At 38.8% G+C, this 21423-nt stretch carries 2 protein-coding genes; both read left to right on the forward strand.

All coding sequences use genetic code 11. From position 1 onward, the window contains the following. On the forward strand, positions 1 to 6471 hold the full coding sequence (locus tag ACX9TM_RS12655; protein WP_072770284.1) for a non-ribosomal peptide synthetase: 6471 nt from the start codon (positions 1 to 3) through the stop codon (positions 6469 to 6471). Further along, positions 6468 to 21350 carry a non-ribosomal peptide synthetase gene (locus ACX9TM_RS12660; RefSeq protein WP_072770285.1) on the forward strand — a complete coding sequence of 4961 codons (14883 nt, stop codon included), beginning with the start codon at positions 6468 to 6470 and terminating at the stop codon, positions 21348 to 21350. Before ACX9TM_RS12655 ends, ACX9TM_RS12660 begins: the two co-directional genes overlap by 4 nt. The last annotated feature ends 73 nt before the right edge of the window (positions 21351 to 21423 follow it).

The following is a 21423-nucleotide window of genomic DNA, read 5'->3' on the forward strand; positions in this document are numbered from 1 at the left end:
ATGGGAGACGTTATTGATATATATGGTTTATCACCTTTGCAAAAAGGAATACTGTTTCATACTTTATACGATCAAGATGATGAACATTCTTTTTCCTATATTGTACAAGTAGGTTTCTTGCTCGGGGGGCAATTGGATGTTGCTACTTTTGAAAAAGCTTGGGAATATGTTATTCAACGACATGAGGTTCTGCGCTCAGTATTTGTTTGGGAAGAAGTAGAAAAACCTCTACAAGCAGTTTACGAACGTCTTCCTTTTACTATTCATCAAGAGGATTGGAGTACCTATTCGCATGAGGAGAAGGAGAAGAAATTACAACAGTTTTTGACTGCAGATCGTAGGAAAGGATTTTTATTGGATGAAGCACCATTGATGAGAGTCACTGCGATTAAAGAAGCAAAAGAGGAAACGAGAATTATCTGGACACATCATCATATTTTGCTAGATGGATGGAGTGTGTCATTGGTCTTTAGTGAAGTGATGGAAGTTTATCTCAAGATGATAAAGGGAGAATTTTTGAATCTTCCTAAATCTCTTCCTTATAAAAAATATATTCAATGGATAAATAAACAAGATCAAAGTCAAGCAGAGGAATTTTGGAAAGAAGAATTAAAAGGATTCTATGCACCTACTCCATTAGCAATGGAAAGAAAGGATCGAGGACAAGAGAAGGGTTATGGGGAGTGTGCTTATCAAGTATCTGAGGAACTTACTGAGAATTTACAAGAGTGGGTACGAAATAGTCGATTAACGTTGAATACGTTAGTACAAGGTGCATGGGCTTATTTGATGAGTAGGTATAGCGGTGACAGTGACGTCGTATTTGGCGTAACTAGCGCTGGACGTCCTACTGATTTAATGGGAGCAGAGAATATGGTGGGGCTATTTATTAACACATTACCTACCAGAATTCGATTAGCGGATAATACATCAGTAGTAGATTGGCTTCGTAAAATACAAATGAAAGAAATGGAACGAAGACAGTATGAGTATAATTCGTTGATAGATATTCAAGGCTGGAGTGAGGTTCCGCGAAATAGCTCCTTATTTCATACCTTGTATGTGTTTGAAAATTATCCAATTCAAGGTGAGAGAAATGATGATTTAAGATTACTAGATGTTAAAAGCACGGAACAAACAAATTATCCTTTAACACTCATTGTAATGCCCGGTAAGAAAATTACTTTAAAGTTGATGTATGATCGAAGCTATTTTAATGAAGAAACAATAAATCTGATTCAGAATCACTTATTGCAAATATTAATTCAGATGACGAAGAGCCTAGACTCAAAACTATTTGAAATTACCCATTTAACAGAAGAAGAACAGATACAGTTACTAGAGGAATGGAATCATACTCAAGTTAATTATTCGGCTGAAGGCATGATTCATACGATGTTTGAGGAGCAAGTTAAAAAAACACCGGAAGCAATCGCGGCTAGTTACGAAAATGAACAAATTACCTATAAAGGGTTGGAGAAGCGTGCAAATCAGCTAGCTCATTATTTACAAAAGCATGGTGTAGGCCCAGAGTCTCTAGTTGGGGTATATATGGAACGTTCATTACAAATGATGATAGCGTTATTAGGTATTCTAAAATCAGGAGCAGCGTATGTTCCACTTGACCCTACTTATCCAGAGAGTCGACTTCGATATATATTAGAGGATGCTGGAATCGAAGTACTAGTGACGGAAGAGAATTCTAAAAATTTGTTTGTATCTGAAAATATAGAAACGATTTGTATGAATAAAGATTACACTGCAATTGAAAAAGAAGAAACAACCCCATGTATAAGTGGTGTAACAGGAGAAAATTTAGCGTATGTTATGTATACTTCAGGATCTACAGGGAATCCAAAGGGAGTAATGATTGAGCATCATTCAGTAATTAATTATCTAGAATGGATGCAACATAAATATCCGCTTTCTGAAAAGGATGTGGTCTTGCAGAAAACGCCATTCTCATTTGATGTCTCTGTTTGGGAATTGTTTTGGGGCATTCACGTTGGTGCAAGTGTATCTTTCCTACCTCCAGGTGGAGAAAAAGATCCTTCTATTATAGCTGAAGTGATTAAACAACATCAGGTTACTATAGTTCAATTTGTACCTTCGATGTTATCTGTTTTCTTAGACCACTTCAATCATATTGAATTGAACATGAATTGTTCGTCCGTACGCCATGTATTTTCTGGTGGAGAAGAACTAAGTTCAGGGTTAGTTAGACGTTTTCAACAGAAATGGGATTATAGTGGACAAGTGAAATTAACCAACTTTTATGGGCCAACTGAAGCCACTATTTATGTGAATGCATTTGATATTCAGCCTAATCAAGAATTTGTTTCTATTGGGCAACCAATACAGAACACGCAATTATATGTATTAGACCAAAATCAACGCTTGCAATCAATAGGAATTGAGGGTGAGTTATATATTGGTGGTGCTGGTTTGGCACGTGGATACTTAAATCGTCCGAATCTTACTGCTGAAAAATTCGTTTCGCATCCATATCGATTTTGGGAACGACTATATCGAACAGGAGATTCAGTAAGATATCTAACTGATGGAAATTTAGAATTTATAGGTAGAATGGACCACCAAGTCAAAATGCGTGGTTTTAGGATTGAATTAGGAGAAATTGAAGCGACTTTAGAAAAATGTTCGTTTATTAAAGAGGCTGTCGTATTAGTTAGAGAAGATCGTCCAGGTGATCAACGATTGGTTGCATATGTAATAAGCGATGGAAATACCCAAGAGTGGAGAGAGTATTTACAAAAACAATTACCGACTCATATGATTCCAGCGCACTTTATAGAGTTAGAACACTTCCCGCTTACTCCAAATGGGAAAATTGACCGAAAGGCCTTGCCAGCACCTGATGAGCAAGTTATTGAAGATTTAAATGTGCTACCTCGGACGCCATCGGAAGAGCTTATTGCCTCGGTTTGGGGTCAAGTGTTAGGGATAGAAAATATTAGTATTCAGGATTCCTTCTTTGAACGTGGTGGGCACTCACTACTTGCTACTCAAATCGTCTCTAGATTGCAAGAACTGTTCCAAATTAAAATTCCATTACGTGAACTTTTCAAGCACGATACAGTGGAAGCATTGGCGAAACGAGTGGATCAGTTACGAAAAGAAGATAAAAAACGAGAGGTTGCTCCTCTTGTACCTATGAAACGAGAAGAAATTATCCCACTTTCCTATGCGCAGAAACGTCTATGGTTTATTGATCAATTAATGCCAAATAGTGCTATGTACAATATTCATGCAGCGTGTCGCTTAACAGGTAAATGGTCAATTGAAGCATTGGAGGTCGGATGGAATCAATTGTTGGAGCGTCATGAATCATTAAGGACGACAATTCTAGAACAAGAGGGTGAACCTTTTCAACAGGTTCAATCTCATGTGTTCAGACATATTCCTCAAACGAATCTAACAGATCTTTCTTTGGAAGATAGGGAAAAAGAAATGCAACGCCTTATTCAAAACGAGGCGGAGGAACCATTTCATTTTGGACAAGATCCTCTGATTCGAACACGAATATTGAAAGTGGACAGGGAAGAATGGGTTCTCATTTGTACGATGCATCATATTATTTCAGATGGATGGTCAATGGGAATCTTACTTGAAGAATGGATGGCTTTTTATGAAGGAGCACTAACCGGAAAACCAGTGGAATTGAAGGAGTTATCTATCCAATATGCAGATTTTGTCATGTGGCAGAAGGAATGGCAAAAAGAGGAGAATTTGAATCAGCATCTTCAATATTGGAAGGAAGAATTATCTGGGGAACTACCGGTTTTACAATTACCGATGGATCGTCCTCGACCTGCAGTTCAAACCCATCGTGGTGCAAGTCAGTCCTTAATAGTGGCGAATTCCCTACAGGAAAAGCTCAAAGATTTAAGTCTGCAAGAAGGATGCACTTTATTTATGACATTGATGGCAGCGTATCAAAGCTTCCTTTCTCGTTATACAGGACAGGACGACATTATAGTTGGAAGCCCAATCGCTAATCGAAATGTGAAAGAGATTGAGGGATTAATTGGATTCTTTGCAAATACGTTGGTTTATCGAGCTGATTTCAGTGAAAATCCGACGTTCCAAGAACTTTTGTCGCAGGTAAGAAAAAAAGCGCTAAAAGCATACGAGTATCAGGACATCCCATTTGAGAAAGTGGTAGAATCCGTAAAACCTGAACGGAATACAAGTCATTCACCAATATTCCAAACTATGTTTACTTTACAGAATACGAAACAAGAGTTTCTTCAGCTATCTGAAAGACAAATGGAACTCATGGAAAGCCATGCTTCTGTTGCCAAATTTGATTTGAGTTTATTTGCTTCTGAGACGGAAGAAGGATTATCACTAACCTTTGAATATAATACTGATTTGTTTAATGATACAACCATTGAGCGTATGGCAAGTCATTTTAAACATTGGTTAAATCAAATTGTCTCTCATCCAAAATGTGTACTATCAGAACTGAATATGTTATCGAAAGTAGAATATAAGCAACTACTAGAGGAATGGAATAAATCGCATGTTATAGATATGGAAGAAAGTACGATTCATACAATGTTTGAAGAACAGGTGAAAAAAACACCAGAAGCAATTGCAGTAGTGTGCGAAGATGAAGAACTAACATATCGAGAGTTGGACGAACGCTCGAATCAGTTGGCACATTATTTACAGAAAAATGGTGTAGGTTGCGAATCATTGGTTGGGATTTGTGTTACACGTTCATCTGAGATGATTGTAGGCCTCTTAGGAATTATGAAGGCAGGAGGAGCATATGTCCCAATTGATCCAGCGTATCCGGAAAGTCGACTGCAATACATTTTAGAGGATACTCAAATAAAGGTACTGGTGACACAGGAAAAGTTACAACAAAAAATGGTTATACCTAAATTCGTTGACGTGATTTGTATTGATCGTAATCGAGCAGAAATAGAACAAGAAGTAACTACGGTATGTATGAGTGAAGTGACGGGCGATAACTTAGCCTATATTATCTATACTTCAGGTTCCACTGGAAATCCAAAGGGAGTAATGATTGAGCACAGGAATACAGTAACAATGATTCATTGGGCGCATCGTACGTATTCCCGAAAGGAATTAGCGGGAGTGTTAGCTTCAACTTCGCTATCTTTTGATTTATCCGTTTTTGAATTATTTGTTCCCTTAACGATGGGTGGTAAGGTGATTGTCACTGAAAATGCTCTACATCTAGAGAAGTTGTCTACCAAAGGTGTAACTTTGGTTAATACTGTGCCATCGGTAGCGAAGGAACTGGTTCGAGTAAAAACAATCCCTTCTTCGGTAAAGGTGATGAATTTGGCTGGAGAACCATTGCCATATTCGCTTGTTCAAGATTTATACGAGAGAAGTACAATCGAAAAGGTGTACAACCTATATGGACCGTCCGAAGATACTACGTATTCCACGTATATGGAATTAGAAAAGGGTGTCATGTATAGGGTACCACCAATTGGTAAACCAATATTCAATACAGAAGTATATGTACTAAGTGCCGAACAAAAAATGGTTCCAATTGGTGTAGTTGGTGAGCTATACATTGGTGGATCAGGGTTAGCACGTGGATATTTAAACCGCCCTGACTTAACGCAAAATCTTTTTATATCGCATCCGTTTAAAGAAGGAGAGCGAGTATACCGGACTGGAGATCTAGTAAGGTATTTACCAGATGGAAATTTGGAGTATGTTGGACGAATTGATCATCAAGTAAAAATTCGTGGGTTCCGGATTGAACTAGGAGAAATTGAAGCGGCATTACAAAGGCATATATTAGTTAACGAAGCTATTGTAATGGTGCGGGAAGATTATCCTGGCGATCCACGTTTGATCGCCTATGTTGTAGGAGACGGGGATGCTCAAAAGTGGCGTGATTATCTCAAGGATCAACTACCAAATTATATGATTCCATCCTATTTTGTTGGATTAAATGCATTTCCACTCACTCCTAATGGGAAAATTGATAGGAAGGCTTTACCAGCACCAGAGAAGCAGGAGATAGCGAGTTGTTATATTGCTCCTCGTACGTCTACGGAAAAAACAATTGTTTCGATATGGCATGAAGTTTTAGGTATGGAAAACATCGGAATTCAGGATTCGTTTTTTGAAATTGGTGGACATTCATTACTTGCTACGCAAGCTGTTTCCAATCTTAAAGAGGCTTTTGGAATCGAGATACCATTGCATGATTTATTTATGTTTCATACGGTGCAGCAATTGGCAGAACAGATTGATCAATTGCTCGATAACAAAAATCAAGAAATGCAGAATGATAGTAAGGAGAATGTAAGTCTTCAAGACTATGTTCAAAAAGAAGCAGAAGTGAGTAATGATGAAGAATTATTGGAACTACTTAAGCAATTAGAGGAGCTATCAGAGGAAGAAGCACAAGGGATATTCGAGAGTAATTTGATTGAGGAAGGGGTAAAAAAATGAGAAGTGATTTACTTGCAAAGCTGAGTTCACTTTCTCCTGAGAAGAGAGCATGGCTTCAGAAGCAAATGCAAAAAAAGGAGAATAAAGAAGCACTCCCGTTGTCTTATGCACAACAACGTTTGTGGTTTATGGACAGATTTAACCCAAACAGTTCTTTATATAATATTCCAACAGTATGGCATCTAAAAGGAAATTGGATACCTGAAGCATTAGAGAAGGGATTCAATCGACTCATTGAACGTCATGAATCATTACGAACTGTTTTTAAAGAAATAGGAGAACAGCCTGTGCAACAAATTGTCGAATTCCTTCCTAGCGCATTACCTGTAAGGGATTACTCTCAACTTCCTCTAGAAGTAAAAGAAAAAGAGGTAGATAGTTTAATTGCGAGAGAAGCGCAAGAACCATTTGATTTAATGAATGGTCCTTTAATTCGTAATCAGCTTGTTCAATTAGAGAAGGATGAATGGTTATTACTGTGTACGATGCATCATATTATTTCTGATGCTTGGTCCATTGGTATATTCATGAATGAATGCCTTGCTTTCTATGAAGAAGAAACAGGCGGAAATCCTGCTAAATTAAGTTCATTATCTATTCAATATGCAGACTTTGCGAAGTGGCAAAAGGAGTGGTTGCAAGGTGATGTGCTAAATCGTCAGCTTACGTATTGGCAGGAAGAATTGTCTGGTGAGCTTCCTATCTTACAACTGCCAGTGGATCGACCTCGACCGGTTAAGCAGACTTACTCTGGGGCTGCGCATCACGTGATTTTTCCTTATAAATTGCTCAGTCAATTGAAGGATATAAGTCGACAAGAAGGATCCACTTTATTTATGACTTTAATGGCCGCATACCAGAGCTTTCTCGCTCGTTATACGGGACAAAAAGATATTCTAGTTGGTAGCCCGATTGCAAATCGGAACCATAAGGGAGTAGAAGGATTAATTGGTTTCTTTGTTAATACATTGGTTTATCGATCAGATTTGAGTGGCACCCCTACTTTTCGGGAGATTTTGAACCAAACAAAGAAAAAGGCGTTAAAAGCTTACGAATATCAAGATATACCATTTGAAAAAATGGTAGAAGCTGTGCAACCTGAACGAAGCATGAGTCATTCCCCTATATTTCAGACCATGTTTACGCTACAGAATATAAAACAAGAACGACTAGATTTGCCTGATAGAAGTATTGAAATGGTAGAAAGTAATATGTCTATTGCTAAATTTGATTTGAGCTTAACTGCCTATGAAGTGGAAGAAGGTCTATTCGTCTCATTTGAATACAACACGGATTTATTTGATAGTAGTACCATTGCACGTATGGCAGGACATTTTGAGAACTGGATAAATGAAATCACGTATCATCCAGATGAATCATATACAAAGCTGTCAATGTTATCGGATACTGAGCAAAAACAACTCTTAGAAGAATGGAATGATACGGACGTAGTTTATGGTCATGATTGTATGATTCATGAGCTATTTGAGCAACAAGTTGCACGGACACCTGATGCAGTGGCGGTAGTTTATGAGGGTGGAAAGCTAACGTATCAAGAACTAAATGAAAAATCGAATCAATTGGCACATTTTCTACAAAAACGAGGTATCGGACCTGAATCATTGGTTGGTATATGTATTGAACGTTCTCCTGATATGATTATCGGTCTCTTTGGGATTTTGAAGGCAGGTGGGGCTTATGTCCCACTGGACCCAAGTTATCCTGAAAACCGCCTGAGATATATTTTGGAGAATTCACAAATTCAAGTGCTGTTAACAAAAGAGGCACTACAGGACTGGTTACCTAAAGATATTCAAGCAATTTGTTTAGATCGGGATCAAGTGATGATTTCTAAAGAGAGTAATTTAGCTCCGGTAAGTGGAGTAACAGCAAATAACTTAGCCTATATTATATACACTTCGGGTTCGACGGGAAATCCAAAGGGGGTAATGATTGAACATCATTCCGTTATCAACCGCCTACAGTGGATGCAGAAAAAATACCCATTGTCCGGGGAGGATACAATCCTACAAAAGACACCGTTTTCATTTGATGTTTCTGTATGGGAATTATTTTGGTGGTCATTTGTAGGAGCACGTGTTTGTTTACTTCCACCAGGAGGAGAGAAAGATCCTGCGGTGATTGAGGAGTATATTGAACGATATCGCGTGTCCACCATGCACTTTGTTCCGTCGATGTTATCTACTTTCTTAGATTATATGGAACTATATAATTCGAAAAGGGATGTATCGTCTTTAATTCAAGTTTTTACTAGTGGAGAAGCGTTAAACACTGAGCAGGTTCGCCGGTTTAAGGGGATCTTTTACAATGTTCAGCAAACAAAGTTAATTAACTTGTATGGTCCTACTGAAGCAACTGTGGATGTGACTTATTACGATTGTGATTTAGAAAAAGAACCAATGCTTATTCCGATTGGTCGTCCGATTGATAATACAGAGTTGTATGTGTTAGATCAATATCAACAAGTCGTCCCGATTGGTGTGGCAGGGGAACTTTACCTTGGAGGAGTAGGATTAGCACGTGGCTACTTCAATCGACCGGATTTAACTACTGAACGTTTTATTCCGCATCCCTTTAAGGATGGGGAACGATTATATCGAACGGGTGACTTGGTGAGATATATGAATGATCGTAACTTAGAATATATTGGAAGAATAGATAACCAAGTTAAAATTAGAGGATTCCGAATTGAATTGGGAGAAATTGAAGCAGCTTTACATGATCACTCATCTGTAAAAGAGGCAGTCGTGTTGGTGAAGGAAGATCGACCAGGAGATAAGCAGTTAATAGCTTATGTAGTGGGTGAAGGCGATACTGGGGAGTGGCGTGAATATCTCAAGAAGCAACTGCCACATTATATGGTTCCGGCATACTTTTTCAAAATTGAAGTTATGCCACTCACTCCAAATGGTAAGGTGAATCGGAAAGCCTTACTGGAATTAGAAGAACAGTTCATAAGTGAAGATATTACTTCATCACGAACACCAGTGGAGGAGCTTATCGTTTCCGTTTGGAGCCAAGTGTTAGGAATAAAAAATATTAATGTTCAGGATTCCTTTTTTGAAATCGGTGGTCATTCACTACTAGCTACTCAAGTAGTTTCACGTTTACAGGGAATTTTTCAAATTGAATTACCAGTACGTGAACTATTTGAATATACAACGGTGGAGTCACTGGCAAAGCGATTAGATCAGTTACGTAAAGGAGATAAAAAACGAGAGATTCCGCCGCTGATACCAATGAAACGAGGAGAAGCTATCCCACTATCTTATGCCCAACAACGCTTATGGTTCATTGATCAATTTACACCTAATAGTGCCCTTTACAATATACCAATGGTATGCCGCCTTACAGGGAATTGGCTACTTGAAGCATTGGAAACGGGATGGAATCAACTAATAGAACGTCATGAATCACTGCGGACGGTCTTTCACGAAGTGAACGGTCAACCCGTACAGCAAATTGAAACGTATGCTTTTCAATCAATTCCGAAAACGGATTTAACTATGCTTTCTTCTGAAGACCAAGAAGAAGAAGTTAAACGTTTAATTCAACAAGAAACAGAAGTGCCATTTGATTTAACAGAGGGTCCATTAATCAGGACAAGTATTTTGCACGTGGGAGAGGAAGAATGGATACTCCTTTGTACTCTACATCATATCATTTCAGATGGATGGTCAATGGGAATCCTACTTGAAGAATGGATGGCATTTTATGAGAAAGCAACGGATGGAAAGGTAGCGGAACTTGAACCATTACCGGTTCAATATGCCGACTTTGCTCAGTGGCAAAAAGGATGGCTAAAGGAGGAGGTGCTTGATCAACAACTCCAATATTGGAGGGAAGAATTGTCTGGGGAGCTTCCTGTACTCCAACTTCCTGTGGATAGCCCGCGTCCCGCAATACAAACTCATCACGGGTCGATATACACTCTGGTTCTGCCAAGCACGCTACATGATAAATTGAATGAACTTAGTCGAAAAGAAGGGGCTACACTCTTCATGACGCTTTTAGCTGCATATCAAAGTTTTCTATCTCGTTATACGGGACAAGAAGATATCCTGGTCGGAAGCCCAATTGCGAATCGGAATTATAGAGAAATTGAAGGACTAATTGGTTTCTTCGTTAACACGCTGGTTTATCGAGCTAATTTAAGTGGTAGACCGACATTTCAAGATGTACTATATCAGGTTCGTCAAAAGGCATTGAAGGCGTATGAATATCAAGATATTCCATTTGAAAAAATTGTAGAAGTTGTGCAACCGGAACGAAGTACAAGTCATTCGCCAATCTTCCAGACTATGTTCATCTTGCAAAATATGAAACAAGAGTTTCCGATGTTATCTAGTAGAAGTATTGAAATGATAGAAAGCCATAGTCCAATTGCAAAGTTTGATTTAAGTGTAATGGCAACTGAGACGGAAGAGGGATTACTTTTTACTTTTGAGTACAATAAGGATTTATTCAATGCTACTACTATTGAACGGATGGCAGGACACTTTGAGAAATGGCTACATGAAGTTTCTCATCGTCCACAAAATCCGTTGCATGACCTGAGCATGCTATCGGAACCCGAACGTACTTTGTTATTAGAAACATGGAATGACACTGTAATGGAAATGTCTCATCAGGGTCTTATTTGCGACAGATTTGAGGAGCAAGTAGCAAGGCGTCCGGATGCGATTGCGGTAGTTGATCAAACAAAACAGTGGACTTATGGTGAACTGGATGCACAAGCAAATCAGTTGGCAAATGTTTTACAGCGAAAGGGAGTAGCCCCAGAGTCAGTGGTAGGAGTTTATCTTCCGAGGTCAGCTGAGCTGATGGCAAGTTTACTGGGCATTTTAAAAGCTGGTGGAGCTTATGTCGTTTTAGATCCGTTGTATCCAAAATCAAGGTTAGAATACATGATTGAAGATGCAGGAATTCAATTTGTAGTGACGGCGGAAGGGCAAGAAGGACATTTCGCACAAGTCGAAATGGTGAGGCTAGAAGAATTAACGGTGGAAAGCGTAATCGCACCTACACGTCAAATAAATCCAGAGAACTTAGCCTATATTGTCTATACCTCTGGTTCTACAGGAAAACCGAAGGGTGTCATGGTTGAATATCGCTCATTAATGAATATGGTTTCTTGGCATCAGGAAGTTTATCATATTTCAGCAGAGGATCGTGCGACTCAGATTGCAGGGGTTGCTTTTGATTCGGCTGTCCAGGAGATTTGGCCGTATCTAACTGCTGGCGCAGCACTCTACTTGTCAACAGAGGAACTGAGAATTAATCCAGAAGCGCTAAGGGACTGGCTCATCGATTCACAAATAACAGTTAGTTTTGCACCTACGCCTATTCTGGAAAGACTATTGAAATTATCTTGGCCAGATGAAACGGAGCTTCGTTTTATCATTACTGGTGGGGATCAATTAACGCAGTATCCATCTAACGATATTCCTTTTGCGGTAATTAATCAGTATGGTCCATCGGAAAATACCGTTGTTACCACAGATTGTTACGTACCTGTAGGAGTGACAACAGGTACGCCATCGATTGGTCGACCGATTGCGAATACAGAAGTTTATGTGTTAGATTCTCATCTTCAGCTAGTACCAATTGGTGTAATTGGAGATCTCTATATTGGAGGGAAGAGCCTTGCACGTGGATATGCTAATCGTCCGGATCTTACAAAGGAAAAATTTATTCCACATCCTTTCAAGTCAGGAGAACGTCTCTATTATACAGGAGACAAAGCAAGTTATCTTTCTGATGGTAATCTCCAGTTCCATGGACGTATAGATGACCAAGTGAAAATTCGTGGTTTCCGGATTGAATTGGGAGAAATAGAAGCTGTTTTGCAGGCGCATTCTTCTGTGAAAGAAGCTGTTGTATTGGTACGAGAGGATAATCAAGGTGATAAGAGATTAGTAGCTTATGTAGTTGGTGAAGGAAGTTTACATGAATGGCGAGAACATCTACAAACACATTTACCAAATTACATGGTTCCAACAAACTTTATTGAGATGGAATTTTTACCACTTACACCGAATGGAAAACTTGATTTGAAGGCATTGCCTATACTTAGTGAACAATCCGTCGAAAATACTGTATACCCACGAACTCCGCTGGAAGAACTTATCGCTTCAGTGTGGAGTCAAGTGCTAGGAATAAAAGAAATTGGTGTTCAGGATTCTTTCTTTGAGCTTGGTGGTCACTCTCTACTTGCTACACAAGTGGTCTCACGTTTACAGGAAGTCTTTCAAATCAAATTGCCAGTACGTGAACTGTTCGAATATTCAACGGTCGAGGCATTATCGAAACGAATAGATCAGTTACGTAAGGGGAGCGAAAAACGAGAAATTCCACCATTGGTGCCGATGGAACGCGGAAATAATATTCCACTATCTTATGCCCAACAGCGCTTATGGTTTATTGATCAATTTGCACCTAATAGTGCACTTTATAATATGCCAATGGCATGCCGCCTTACAGGGAATTGGTTACCTGAAGCATTGGAGTTGGGATGGAATCAGTTGATAGAGCGTCACGAATCTTTGCGGACTGTATTTTATGAAGAGGATGGCTATCCTGTGCAGCAGATTCAACCGTACGTTTTCCGTCCGCTTCTCCAAATGGATTTAACTAAGCTTTCATTAGAGGAGCGAGAAAGAAAGTTGGAGCAATGGATTCAAACTGAAGTCGAATCTCCATTTGATTTAGAACAAGGGCCATTGTTCCGTGGGAAACTCATAAGAATTTCAGAAGAAGAATGGGTTCTTCTGTGTAATATGCATCATATTATCTCAGATGGATGGTCGATGGAAATCTTACTTCAAGAATGGATGGCATTTTATGAGAATGCGATTGGTGAAAAACAAGCAGAGCTGGAACCACTACCAGTTCAATATGCCGATTTTGCTCAGTGGCAAAGAGAATGGTTGAAAGATGAAGTACTATATCAACAACTTGCATATTGGAAGGAAGAATTATCTGGTGAGTTACCAGTCTTAATGTTGCCAATGGATCGTCCGCGTCCGCCAGTGCAAACCCATCATGGATTAACTCATAATGTTTTGTTGTCACGCTCATTACTGGATAAATTAAACGAACTAAGTCGTCAAGAAGGGGCCACACTTTTCATGACCTTATTGGCATCGTATCAAAGTTTCCTTGCTCGTTATACGGGACAAACGGATATTATTGTTGGCAGCCCAATTGCAAATCGAAATTATCGAGAAATTGAGGGGCTAATTGGTTTCTTTGTCAACGCCTTGGTTTATCGAGCTGATTTAAGTAATGCACCGGCATTTCAAGAGTTGTTATCTCAAGTACGGATAAAAGCATTGAAGGCGTATGAGTATCAAGATGTTCCGTTTGAGAAAATTGTAGAGGTTATCCAACCTGAACGAAATACAAGCCATTCTCCGATTTTCCAAACCATGTTTACTTTGCAAAATACGGGACAGAAGCTACCAGAACTACATGGAAGAAATATAGAAGTAATGGAAAGTAATGCTCCAATCGCTAAGTTTGATTTAAGTTTAACAGCTGCAGAAGTGGAAGAGGGTTTATTACTTACTTTTGTTTATAGAACTGATTTATTTGACAGCTTAACTATTGAATCCATGGCTGAACATTTTGGAAACTGGTTGAATGTAATCGTGGAGAATCCTGATAAATCATTAGCTAAGTTGCCTATATTGTCAGTATTACAGCAAAAACAGTTGGAAGAGTGGAATAATAATGCTGTAGCATATCTACGGGAAAGTACGATTCATCAGTTGTTTGAAGAGCAAGTAAATCGTACACCTGATGCGGTAGCAGTGGTAGATGAAAAACAGAAGTTAACGTATCGAGAGCTGAATGAAAAAGCTAATCAATTGGCCCACTATCTTCAGCAATGCGGGATTGGGAATGAATCATTGGTTGGACTTTGCTTTGAGCGTTCAGTTGAGATGATTGTTAGTATTATGGGGATTTGGAAGGCTGGAGCAGCCTATGTTCCATTAGACCCATCATATCCAGAGAGTCGTCTACGATATATTTTGGAGGACACTGGAATTCAAGTATTAGTTACGAACGAGTCATTGGAAGACTGGATACCTAAAGAAATCAAGATAGTTTGTCTAGATAGGGATCAAGCAATGATTTCACAAGAAAGCATTCTTTCACCAAAATGTGAAGTAACAGGAGAAAACTTAGCGTATGTTATCTATACTTCAGGATCAACGGGGAATCCAAAGGGTGTCTTGATACAGCATCATTCTGTACTAAACTTGTCGCATGGTTTACAAAAAGAGGTTTTCGAACATGAGATACCATCTAACATGCATGTCGGTTTAAATGCGTCAATTGCCTTTGATGCATCTATCCAGCAATTACAAATGCTGCTTTATGGTTCAAGTTTGTATATTATTCCGAATGAAGTACGAAGTGATCCGGAGCAGTTTGTAGCTTATATTAGGGAGAACAAGTTAGAAATCTTTGATATAACACCTTCATTGCTTCAATTACTTATAGATGCCGGATTGTTAGAAACGTGCGATGGCGTTCATGCTCCAAGTAAGGTACTGGTTGGTGGTGAAGCAATTATGCCGTCATTATGGGAACAGCTAGTAGAGACTGATAAAATACAGTTTTATAATGTATATGGTCCTACAGAATGTACGGTTGATGCAACATGCTATCATATCAAAAAAGATAGTAAGAGAGTAACAATTGGACGTCCATTGCCTAACGTCCAAACTTATGTATTAGATAGTAATAGGTTGCTAGTTCCAGTTGGTGTGATGGGGGAACTTTATATCGGAGGAGTAGGTCTAGCAAAGGGGTACTTGAATCGTCCAGAGTTAACATCCGAACGATTTATTTCTCATCCATTCAAAGAAGGCGAGAGGTTATATAGAACAGGCGATCTTGTGAGATATCTTCCTGATGGTAATATAGACTACTTAGGAAGAATGGATAATCAAGTGAAGATTAGAGGATTTCGAATCGAACTTGGGGAGATTGAGTCGACTTTACAAGAGCATGACTTGGTAAAAGAGGTAGTTGTAATAGTTAGGGAAAATCAGTCGGGAGATAAGAGGTTAGTAGCTTATGTAGTGGGCGAAGGTAGTGTAGAAGAATGGCGAGAGTATCTTAAAACAAAACTGCCAATCCATATGATACCTTCCTACTTTGTCGAAATGAAAGAATTACCGCTAACCATAAATGGAAAGGTTGATCGGAAATCGTTACCTATACCAGATTATCAAGGAATACAAGAAGGCTACGCAGCCCCAAGAAATGAACGTGAACATAAGCTTTCTATCATTTGGGAACGTGTGCTAGGTTCAAAACGTATTGGTATTTATGATAACTTTTTTGAAATTGGTGGAGATTCAATTCTTAGCATTCAGATTGTCTCTCGCGCAAAGCAAGCTGGTTTACAGTTGACACCAAAACAACTATTTGAACACCAAACGATTGCTGAGTTAGCGCAAGTAGTCAAAGAAGAACAAGGTGTACAAGCTGAACAAGGAATTATAACTGGAGAGACGATACTTACACCTATTCAGCAAAGGTTTTTTGCGCAAAATCATCCTAATCCACATCATTGGAATCAATCCATGTTCTTTAGAACGAAAGAAAAATTGGACATAGGATCACTGGAAAAGGCAGCGCGTAACCTTCTACTTCATCATGATGCCCTGCGTTTAAGATATGAACGTTTACCTAATGGGACTTGGGAACAGTGGAATGAAGGAATTGAAGAACAATTGATGCTGACTGTCATTTCATTAGACGAAGTGCCGGAAGCGGATTGGCATGAAGTTATTCAAAAAGAGATTAATGTTGCACAAGAAAGATTGAATTTACATGATGGTCCTTTAATGAGAATGGTGTATTTTGATGAAGGTGAGGAGACTGGTCGATTATTTTGGACAATTCATCACTTAGCCGTGGATGGTGTTTCTTGGCGGATTTTATTGGAAGATTTGCAAACAGCATATACGCAAGCGGTCCAAGGGCAAAAAATTCAATTACCTATGAAGAGTACATCTTTTAAAGAATGGTCGGAGAAATTACAACATTACGCTCAAACTGGAATATCAAAAGAAGTGCTACATTACTGGGAGCAGCAGGTTGAACAAGACGTAGTTATACTGCCAGTAGATGGTACTATAAGTAATCCAGTAAGCGCAGTAACTGAGGAAATTACTGTGGTGTTAAACGAGAATGAGACCCGTATGTTATTGCAAGAGACTTTAAGCACTCACCGTGTCCAAATCAATGAAGTATTATTAGCAGCATTGGTACAAGCTACAGCAGCATGTACGGGGCAGCCGATACTAAGCGTAGATTTAGAGGGACATGGTCGAGAAGAGATTATTGAAGATGTTGATTTATCGAGAACCGTGGGATGGTTTACAAGTATTTACCCAGTTCATTTAAATATTACTAATGCTAATACGCCAATTGCAGCATTAAAAGCAGTTAAAGAACAAGTTCGCAAAATTCCTAATAAGGGTGTTGATTATGGGGTGTTGCGTTACATGAACACAACAATGTGTGAGCCATTAAGCTCCCAATATACACCGTCTATTAGTTTTAACTATCTTGGACAATTTGACCAAATGTTTTCTAGCGATGCAATGTTTATTCCGGAGAACGAATTTAAGCGTTTAGATCATGCTGCCGGTTCCAAGCGATCGCATGTAATTGATGTAATTGGGGTTGTAACGGATGGAAAACTTCATTTCACTTGGGTATACAATGTTGGACAATTTGCCAAATCAACGATTCAAAGTATTGCACAGAATATGCTATATCAACTGAGTAGATTGATTCAATCTTCAGATAGAGAATCTGCACTGACCATTTCGGATTTTGCAATGGCTAATCTTAGCCAAGAAGGTTTGACAAATGTACTAAATAAAATGCATCGTGGAAAGAAAAATCAGATTACTGATTTATATCCACTATCACCTTTGCAAGAAGGTATGATCTTCCACACATTGCATGATCAAGGGGATGAACATGTTGCACCGTATATAGTGCAATTGAGTTTTATGATTCAAGGGGAAATGGATATTCCTACTTTTGAGCAGGCGTGGAAATCTGTAATTCAGCGGCATGAAATTTTTCGTACAGCATTTGTATGGGACGAAATTGAAGAACCTGTACAAGTGGTGTATGAAAATATCCCATTTAAAGTGAACAAAGAAGACTGGCGTACAATGACAAGTGAAGAGATAGAGGAAAAAAGAAAAGTCTTTTTGGCATTAGATCGAAAACAAGCCTTCCAATTTGATGAAGCACCATTGATGCGGGTAACAGTCATTCAAGAAGGTGAGGAAGAATATCGGATTGTTTGGACCCATCACCATATTTTACTGGATGGATGGAGTTTACCATTAGTATTTAATGAATTACTTACAGTCTATCAGAAGAGAATGAATGGAGAAGCTGTGAAGTTACCTAAGTCCTCACCATATAAGAAATATATCCAATGGCTAAGAGAGCAAGATAAGGAGCAGGCGGAACAATTCTGGAGAGAGAAGCTAAAAGGTTTTACTGCGCCAACTTTGCTGGGCTTAGAAAGTAAAGAGGAAGAAAAAGGTTACACAGAGAAGGTTACGTATTTATCAGAAGAGCAGACTCAAGCGTTACAAGGATGGGCGAAACGCAATAAACTTACTTTGAGTACAGTAATTCAAGGTGCATGGGCATATCTCATGAGCCGATATAGTGGAGAAAATGACATTGTTTTTGGTGTAACAAGCTCAGGGCGTTCTACGGAGATTATTGATGTTGAAAACATCGTAGGTCCTTTCATTACAACGTCACCGACGCGAATTCAATTGATGGATGATATAAAATTAATAGATTGGTTGCAGAAGATACAAGAGGAAGAGATAGAAAGAAGACAATATGAGTATGCTTCTTTGACAGAGATTCAGGGGTGGAGTGAAGTTCCTAGAGGAATACCGCTGTTCAATAGTTTATATGTGTTTGAAAATTATCCAGTGAAAGAGGAGTCTTCAGAAAATCTGGAAATTGGTGAATTGGAAGGGGTAGAACAAACCCACTACCCATTAGGGTTAGCTGTAGTTCCAGGAATCCAGTTATCGTTAAAGTTAATGTATGACCGTAGTAAGTTTAATAGAGTAACCATTGAACGAATGCTGGGTCATTTACACCAAGTGTTAATGCAAATGCTCAAAAACATTGATCAAAATCTATCGGAGCTAGTATATATTACGGAAGCTGAACAAAGAAAGCTATTGGAAGAATGGAATAATAATACTATATCCTATCCACGTGAGAATGCGATCCATCAACTATTCGAAGAGCAAGTACATCGTACGCCTGACGCGTTGGCAGTGGTAGATGAAAAACAGCAACTAACATATCGAGAGCTGAATGAAAGAGCTAATCAATTAGCTCATCATTTACAGAAATGTGGAATTGGGACAGAGTCATTAGTTGGCCTTTGCTTTGAGCGTTCAGTTGAGATGGTTGTTGGTCTCATGGGAATTTGGAAGGCTGGAGCAGCCTATGTTCCATTAGATCCATCGAATCCGGAAAGCCGCCTGCAATATATTTTAGAAGACACGGGAATTAGAGTGTTAGTTACAAATGAGGTATTACTAGGATGGATACCTAAAGACATCAAGACAGTTTGCCTAGATAGGGACCAAGCAATGCTTTCTCAAGAAAGCAAACTTTCACCAATATGTGAGGTAACAGGGGAAAACTTAGCGTATGTTATCTATACTTCTGGTTCGACAGGGAATCCAAAGGGGGCTTTAGTACAGCACCATTCTGTAATAAACCTATCCTATGGTTTACAAAAAGAAGTTTTCTCACATGAGATACCTAGTAATATGCGCGTCGGTTTGAATGCGTCAATTGCCTTTGATGTATCTATTCAGCAATTACAAATGCTGCTGTATGGTTCAAGTTTATATATTATCCCAAGTGAAGTTCGCACTAATCCGGAACGATTTGTGTCTTATATTAGGGAGAATAAATTGGAAATGTTTGATATGACACCTTCATTACTTCAATTACTTATAGATGGAGGATTACTAGAAACAAGTGCTGATGTTCATGTGCCAAGCAAGATATTGGTCGGTGGTGAAGCAATCATGCCGTCATTATGGAAACAGCTAGTAGAGACTGAAAAAATTGATTTTTATAACGTATACGGTCCTACAGAATGTACGGTTGATGCAACGTGTTATCATATCGAAACAGATAGTAAGAGAGTTACAATTGGACGTCCGTTGCCGAACGTTCAAACTTATGTATTAGATAAAAATTTGTTACCTGTTCCAGTTGGTGTAACAGGTGAGCTATATATTGGTGGTGCAGGTATAGCGCGAGGATACTTGAATCGTCCAGAATTAACAACAGAGCGATTCATCCGTCATCCATTTAATGAAGAAGAGCGTTTATATCGTACGGGAGATTTGGTTCGTTATTTACCTGATGGTAATTTAGATTACTTGAGAAGAATTGATAATCAAGTGAAAATTAGGGGCTTTCGTATTGAACTTGAAGAGATTGAAGCGAGTATAGAGAGGCATCCATTGGTAAAAGAAGCAGTAGTTTTGGTGACAGAGGATAAGCTAGGAGAGCAGAGATTGGTTGCTTATGTAGTTGGAGATGGAAGTATGCATGACTGGCGTGAATATCTCAAGACACAAGTACCGAATTATATGGTTCCCGCACACTTTATAAAGGTAGACAAGATTCCTCTTACACCGAATGGAAAAGTTGATCGAAAGGCATTGAACAGTTTAACAATTCAAAGAAAAAATAATTTGTCTACACCAATCATTCCAAGGGATGAAATTGAATATCAGTTGATTAAAATCTGGCAGGATGTGTTACAGATAGAAGATGTCTATGTAAATGATGATTTCTTTAATAGAGGGGGACATTCTCTCCTTGTAATTAAATTGATTTCAAAAATTAAGGAGAAGTTTGGAAAAGAGATTAAGGTGTCTACATTGATTAAGAATCCAACATTGGAAGGAATCGCATGCCTTATTCGCGATAAGCATGATATGACAAAATCTGTATCAGCGCTGGTTCCACTACAAGAATCAGAGAAAAGACCTTTCTTCTGTGTTCATCCGTTTATGGGAAATGTATTCTGTTACATTCAACTAGCAAGATTACTTAAGAACCATTGTTCATTTTATGGTTTACAGAATCCTCTTATAGAAAAGGGAGAAATTGATGAATTGACCTTGCCGGAAGTAATTCAACTTTACATTGAAGAAATCAAACGTGTTCAGCCAGAAGGTCCATATCGTCTTGGAGGATGGTCTTTAGGCGGTGCGATTGCTTATGAAATCGCAACTGTACTAAAGAATCAAGGTGAGGAAGTTGAGTTGTTGATACTAATGGATACTAAAGTACCTTCAGAGCAGGACTATAAAACAACGGAGGATATGCTCTCATATATATATGAGCATTTCATTTCTAGAGATTTTACTGAGCGGGGGAAAGGCCTCTTCCATGAACAAGATATGCTTGTAGAGCGATTACTTATGGAAGGAGTACTCCCGCCTGATGCAGATCTTATGAATTTGAAGCAAGTTATCAATGCTCATAGGAAATGCCTAAACATAATGGCAGATCATGATTTAATACCATACTCTGGAGAAGTTCTCTATTTTAGTGCTGAGGAAGGAAAAGAGCTGTTTACAGATTGGGGACCTTTATTAAAAGGAAGAGTAAATAAGTATTCTGTCCCTGGATCACATGAGGAAATAGTAGACTTCCCCGCAGTTGAAAAGATAGCTAAGTACCTATTAAATGAATTTGAAGGGATAAAAGAAACATCCCTTTCATTAACTGAAAAGTAAAGAGTGCAAAAGATGCAACGCTATGAACGAAAAGGGGAGACCAATACCTGCATATCAAGTGTAGGGAATAATG

This window comes from Bacillus sp. LH1, from assembly GCF_057924895.1.

What these genes read in the sequence shown, in the direction of transcription:
- ACX9TM_RS12655 (WP_072770284.1), top strand. Translation starts at nt 1, where the DNA reads ATGGGAGACGTTATTGATATATATGGTTTATCACCTTTGCAAAAAGGA.
- ACX9TM_RS12660 (WP_072770285.1), top strand. Translation starts at nt 6,468, where the DNA reads ATGAGAAGTGATTTACTTGCAAAGCTGAGTTCACTTTCTCCTGAGAAG.